Annotated in this window: 4 protein-coding genes; 3 read left to right on the forward strand and 1 reads right to left on the reverse strand. The window is 43.6% G+C overall.

Translation table 11 applies throughout. The features are described from left to right. Nucleotides 1-53: 53 nt before the first annotated feature. Nucleotides 54-1,433, reverse strand: coding sequence for a cysteine--tRNA ligase (gene cysS / locus ACLS0A_RS10810; RefSeq protein WP_416083476.1), 1,380 nt, complete (start codon nt 1,431-1,433; stop codon nt 54-56). 114 nt (nt 1,434-1,547) lie between these two features. On the opposite strand from cysS, the gene ACLS0A_RS10815 reads away from it, so the two are divergent. The 3 genes from ACLS0A_RS10815 (at nt 1,548) to ACLS0A_RS10825 (ending at nt 3,571) form a co-directional block, all read left to right on the forward strand. Then, nucleotides 1,548-2,057: a peptidylprolyl isomerase gene (locus ACLS0A_RS10815; protein ID WP_416083477.1), complete on the forward strand. Its 510-nt coding sequence runs from the start codon at nt 1,548-1,550 to the stop codon at nt 2,055-2,057. A 96-nt stretch (nt 2,058-2,153) separates the two neighbouring features. Then, nucleotides 2,154-2,771: an NUDIX hydrolase N-terminal domain-containing protein gene (locus ACLS0A_RS10820; RefSeq protein ID WP_416083475.1), complete on the forward strand. Its 618-nt coding sequence runs from the start codon at nt 2,154-2,156 to the stop codon at nt 2,769-2,771. Nucleotides 2,772-2,782: 11 nt separating this feature from the next. Then, nucleotides 2,783-3,571, forward strand: a complete 789-nt coding sequence (locus ACLS0A_RS10825; RefSeq protein ID WP_416083474.1) for a TatD family hydrolase — start codon at nt 2,783-2,785, stop codon at nt 3,569-3,571. Nucleotides 3,572-3,676 lie beyond the last annotated feature (105 nt).

Below are 3,676 nucleotides of genomic sequence, written 5' to 3' on the forward strand. Positions count from 1 at the left end.
AAAATGGCACAGTCTAAACCGTGCCATTTGTGAATTGAAATTGTGGGCTGGGGTTATTGCTTACGCCAAGTCGTACCATTTGCACCGTCTTCTAACACAATGCCCATTGCGTTGAGCTGATTGCGGGCTTCATCGGCGGCGGCCCAGTTTTTGGCAGCGCGGGCTTCGTTGCGTTGTTTGATTAAGGCCTCGATTTTTGCCACTTCATCATCGTCAGCGCCTGCTTGTAAGAAACTTTCAGGATCTTGTTGCAATAAGCCTAAAATATCGCCTAATTCACGCAAACGTGCAGCAAGTTGATTTGCTTTAGTTTTATCTTCGCCTTTCAATTTATTAATTTCACGCGCCATTTCAAATAGCACAGAAATGGCATTTGGCGTGTTGAAATCATCGTCCATCGCCTCTTTAAATTGTGCGACAAATTCTTCACCGCCTTGTGGGGCGACAGTGGCATCGGTGTCGCGTAATGCTGTATATAAACGCTCTAATGCGCCTTGCGCAAGGTTAAGATTTTCTTCGCTGTAATTAAGCTGGCTACGGTAATGGGCGGTGAGTAAGAAATAACGCACTACTTCGCCGTTATAATGATTTAACACATCGCGAATGGTGAAGAAATTGCCAAGAGATTTCGACATTTTTTCTTTATCCACCATAATCATTCCCGAGTGAATCCAATAATTGACATATTCACCATCGTGCGCGCAGCAGGATTGGGCAATTTCGTTTTCGTGGTGTGGGAACATTAAATCGGAACCGCCACCGTGAATATCAAAATGATCGCCTAGCTGTTTGCTGTTCATTGCGGAACACTCAATATGCCAGCCCGGACGACCTTTGCCCCAAGGGGAATCCCAGCTTGGTTCATTCGGTTTAGACATTTTCCATAGCACAAAATCCATCGGGTTTTTCTTGATTTCTGAAATCTCAATTCGTGCGCCTGCTTGCAGTTGGCTGAGATCTTGACGCGATAACTTGCCGTATTGTGGAAAACTTTCAATATCAAACATCACATCACCATTTTCTGCCACATAAGCATGTCCACGTTGAATTAATTTCTCAACAATATCAATGATTTCTGGAATATGGTGGGTGGCGCGCGGTTCAACATTCGGACGTAAAATATTGAGCACATCAAAATCGCGGTACATTTCTGTCACCATACGATCTACAAGCTGATCGCAGGTTTCTTTGTTTTCTAAGGCGCGTTTAATGATTTTGTCGTCCACATCGGTAATGTTACGCACATAAGTGAGATCGTAACCCAAATAGCGCAAATAACGTGCAATCACATCAAAACAAACAAAGGTGCGTCCGTGGCCAATATGGCATAAATCATAAACGGTTACGCCGCACACATACATTCCCACTTTATTCGGGTGAATGGGGGTAAAAACTTCTTTTTCTCGACTTAAGGTATTGAAAATTTTTAGCATTTGTTTGTTTCTCTTGAAGTGATGAAATTAGACAAAATAAATGAGCTGGAATTATACCGCACTTTTGTGAAATAATAACCGCCTTTGATACACAAGAGGAATATTACGATGACAATGGTTACATTACACACAAATTTGGGCGACATCAAAATTAAATTAAACAGCGAAAAAGCGCCGAACACCGTGGAAAACTTCTTAAACTACTGCAAAAGTGGCTTTTATGATAACACAATTTTCCACCGTGTTATTGATGGTTTTATGATCCAAGGTGGTGGAATGGAAGCGGGTATGCGTGAAAAAAATACCAACGCACCAATCAAAAATGAAGCCAACAATCGCCTAAGCAACAAACGTGGCACAATCGCAATGGCGCGCACCTCTGATCCACATTCTGCAACGGCGCAATTCTTTATTAACGTGGCAGACAACACGTTCTTGGATTATCGTTCAAAAGAAATGTTCGGCAAAGAAGTGGTGCAAGATTGGGGCTATGCCGTGTTCGGTGAAGTGATTGAAGGAATGGACGTGGTGGATAAAATCAAGGGCGTGAAAACAGGCAACAAAGGTTTTCACCAAGACGTGCCAGTGGACGATGTGGTAATCCAGTCTGTTACCGTAGAATAAGATTGACGAATATTGATGAATAAAGGAGGCTTGCCTCCTTTTAAAATAGCCAAAATTTCCACCGCACTTTTCTCGCACTTTTCTAAGGAGATCGCGATGCAAAATGAAAAATGGTTGCAATGGATAATCGAATTGCAAGGCTTGGCACAAGCGGGCTTGTTTTATTCTAACAATAAATTTGATTTGGAGCGTTTTCAGCGTATCAGAGAAATCAGTGCAGAAATGTTGCAAGCCCAATCGGATTTGCCTTTAGCGCGCGTAACCCAGTTATTTTGTAACGAAACGGGCTATCAAACGCCAAAAATTGATACCAGAGCGGCAATTTTTCAAGATGATCAAATTTTGCTCGTGCAAGAAGAAAATGGCTTGTGGGCATTACCCGGTGGCTGGTGTGATGTGATTGCCACGGTAAAAGAAAATGTGGTGAAAGAAGTCAAGGAAGAAGCGGGGCTAGATGCCGTTGCTGAATTTGTTATCGCCTTGCAAGATCACGCGAAAAATAATCCACCAGCTCTCGCGCATAATGTGTGCAAAGTGTTTATTTACTGTCGAGCTACAGGGGGAGAATTTATACCAAACAGCGAAACCTTAGCCAGTGGCTATTTTTCCTTACACAACTTACCTCCTTTGGCGACAGGCAAAACCACTGAAGCACAAATAAAAATGTGTTTTCAGGCACACCAAGCCGAGCATTGGCAGACCATTTTTGATTAACAGGAATTCCCGTGCCATTTTTTGATACTCACACCCACCTTGATTATTTACTTGCGACAACCCAACAGCCGTTGGCAGAACTGATGGAAGAAAGCCAACAAGCTGGCGTTGAGAAAATGCTTGTGGTGGCGGTGCAAGCAGAAGATTTTAAAAATATTGAAAAAATCACCGCACTTTATCCTGAGCAGCTTTACTATGGCTTGGGCTTGCACCCATTGTATATCAAGCAGCATCGCGTGGCGGATTTAGACTTATTGGCGCAACGTCTTGCTAATCGCCCTAAAAATCTCACTGCCGTGGCTGAAATCGGCTTAGAAAAAGGCGTGCCAGAGTTATTAATCCCTGAATTATGGCAAAAGCAATGCGAATTTTTTGAAGCGCAACTGAGCCTAGCCAAAGCCAATCTGCTACCTGTTAATCTACATTCACGCAAATCCCACGAAGATCTTTATCGCTTCTTAAAAAGCGCACAGCTTAGCGTTACCGGCGTGGTACATGGCTTTTCAGGCAGCTATGAACAAGCCAAACGCTTTGTCGATTTAGGCTATAAAATCGGTGTAGGCGGCGTTATCACTTACGCCCGCGCCAACAAAACCCGTGAAACTATCAAACGCCTGCCGCTAGACAGTTTATTACTCGAAACCGACAGCCCTGATATGCCCGTATTCGGCTTCCAAGGCCAACCCAACCGCCCAATGCGCGTGCGAGAAACATTCAAGGTGTTATGTGAATTAAGGACAGAAAACCCTGATGAGATTGAAGCACGGATTTGGGGGAATAGTGTTAGGTTATTTGGGTGATTGTTGTTTTTCGTTGGGATTGATGACGGATTGCGCCGTTGGCGACTTCCTTTCTTTTGCTTACCCAAAAGAAAGGAAGCAAAGAAAAGAAAAGGGAACCCCGAT

Source organism: Avibacterium volantium (assembly GCF_049366555.1).
Lineage (GTDB): Bacteria > Pseudomonadota > Gammaproteobacteria > Enterobacterales > Pasteurellaceae > Avibacterium > Avibacterium volantium_A.